The organism is Candidatus Protochlamydia sp. R18, from assembly GCF_000648255.1.
GTDB classification, from domain to species: Bacteria; Chlamydiota; Chlamydiia; order Chlamydiales; family Parachlamydiaceae; genus Protochlamydia; species Protochlamydia amoebophila.
Genome location: NZ_BASL01000790.1, coordinates 1 through 1,574 on the forward strand (window position 1 = coordinate 1; position 1,574 = coordinate 1,574).

Genomic DNA, 1,574 nt, shown 5'->3' on the forward strand with positions numbered 1-1,574 from the left:
TAGTTGATGCGCAAAGCGTTAAGAATACCGATACAGCTGAAAGTAAAGGCTATGATGCAGGAAAAAAAACTCTGGTATCAAACGACACATAGCAGTAGACACTCAAGGATTGCCTCATGCCATTCATATAACCACAGCAAATGTTACTGATAGAAAAGGAGCTCTAGAAGCATGTTTACTGAATAAGAGTRTTTTGTCTGAAGTAAAAAATATTTTAGCAGATAGAGGATATTCTGGAGAACCATTTTCAAATGGTATTCAWGAGATATTGGGATGTACAGTAGAGATAACGAAAAGAAACGAATTGCATGCTTTTAAAGTGATTGCGAAAAGATGGATCGTAGAGCGTTCTTTTAGCTGGTTAGAAAAATGCAGAAGGTTATGGAAGAACTGCGAAAGAAAATTGAATACAAGCTTAAATCTGGTCATTTTGGCGTTTGTGGTTCTCCTTTTAAAAAGATTTTAAAGAGGTTCTAAGAGAAAAAGCTACGCTTACGTAATGTGAGTAAGGCATTTTTGCAGCATACGCATATGCAATTGAAAAATTAAATTTAAATTACTATATAAGTCCAAAATTTAGGTTACTAGTCTACAGAATTGCGACACTGAGAGCTCTATAATTTTATTAACATTTCCAAAGCAAATAATATTTTTTTAGTCAACGTCATTGAAAACGTTTGCACCACTTCAGATTTAAATGAAGTGAAGCTACTGAGGATTTAAAATGCGCCAATCCAACTTCGGTGAAATTTTCGCAAGAGTACAAATACAGATCTTGCAAAGCTACTAAAGGTGTTAAATGCCTCAATCCAGCGTCAGTAAGATGATTGCACCAACTCAGATCTAAATGCTGTAAAGCCACTAAAGGTGTCAAATGCGCTAATCCAGCATCCGTGAGTTTTTTGCACGAACTCAGATCTAAATGCTGTAAAACCACTAAAGGTGTCAAATGCGCTAATCCAGCATCCGTGAAATTGCTACAATAGCTCAGATCCAAATGCTGCAAAGCCACTAAAGGTCTCAAATGGGCTAATCCAGCATCAGTGAGTTTCCAGCATAGGTTCAGATTTAAATGCTGCAAAGCCACTAAGGGAGTTAAATGCGCTAATCCAGCATCTGTGAAATTATGGCACCACCTCAGATTCAAATGCGTTAAAGCCACTAAAGGTCTCAAATGCGCTAAACCAGCATCCGTGAAATTGCTACAATAGCTCAGATCTAAATGCTGTAAAGTCACTAAAGGTGTCAAATGCGCTAGTCCAGCATCCGTGAAATTGCTACAATAGCTCAGATCCAAATATTTTAAAGCCACCAAAGGTGTCAAATGGGCTAAGCCAGCGTCGGTAAGATTTCTGCACCACTTCAGATTCAAATGCGTTAAAGCCACTAAAGGTCTCAAATGTGCTAAACCAACGTCGGTGATTTTATGGCACTCAGCCAGATTTAAATGTTGCAAAGCCACCAAAGATGTCAAATGCGCTAATCCAGCATCGGTGAGATTGGGACATTCTTGTAGATGTAGTGCTTTTAAATTTTTACAATTTTTTAACGCTAACAGATGGGCATCAGTCAAA

2 pseudogenes are annotated in these 1,574 nt (G+C 37.9%); one reads left to right on the plus strand and one right to left on the minus strand.

What is annotated here, in order from left to right:
* Nucleotides 1-466: pseudogene (locus tag TY19_RS13155) on the plus strand (IS5 family transposase); the annotation flags it as partial.
* A gap of 198 nt (nt 467-664) precedes the next feature.
* Here the strand turns inward: TY19_RS13155 and TY19_RS11990 are convergent.
* A pseudogene (locus TY19_RS11990) lies at nt 665-1,574 on the minus strand (hypothetical protein); the annotation flags it as partial.